This window comes from Virgibacillus sp. 7505 (genome assembly GCF_002272135.1).
GTDB lineage: Bacteria > Bacillota > Bacilli > Bacillales > Amphibacillaceae > Terribacillus.
Genome location: NZ_NPBF01000149.1, coordinates 1 through 293, shown reverse-complemented (window position 1 = coordinate 293; position 293 = coordinate 1). Strand labels below are relative to the sequence as shown.

Genomic DNA, 293 nt, shown 5'->3' with positions numbered 1-293 from the left:
GGGAGGTGCTGTCATAGGTTTCATCTCCTTTGTAGACTTGTAGAACCGGCTGCTTTATTGGCTGCTCCAAATTGTTTGATTTTCTTTTTGACCGTAGCCTGGACCATCGCTAGGCCCTCTTGTAAGAGCAGCCGCGGCTCAAATGCCGTTTCCTGCTCGGCAAATGTTGTCCGGCAAGCATCAGACCATGCGATCATGCATTCTGTGTTTATATTGATTTTGGCGTGGCCAAGCTTTATGGCCCGTTGTAGCTGTTCATCAGGGATGCCTGAGGCACCGTGAAGGACGAGCGG

At 50.9% G+C, this 293-nt stretch carries 1 protein-coding gene; it reads right to left on the bottom strand.

The genetic code is table 11. The features are described from left to right. Positions 1 to 20 precede the first annotated feature (20 nt). Positions 21 to 293, bottom strand: a 273-nt coding sequence (locus tag CHH91_RS18355; protein WP_176465857.1) for a class II fructose-bisphosphate aldolase, incomplete at its 5' end; no start/stop codon positions are given.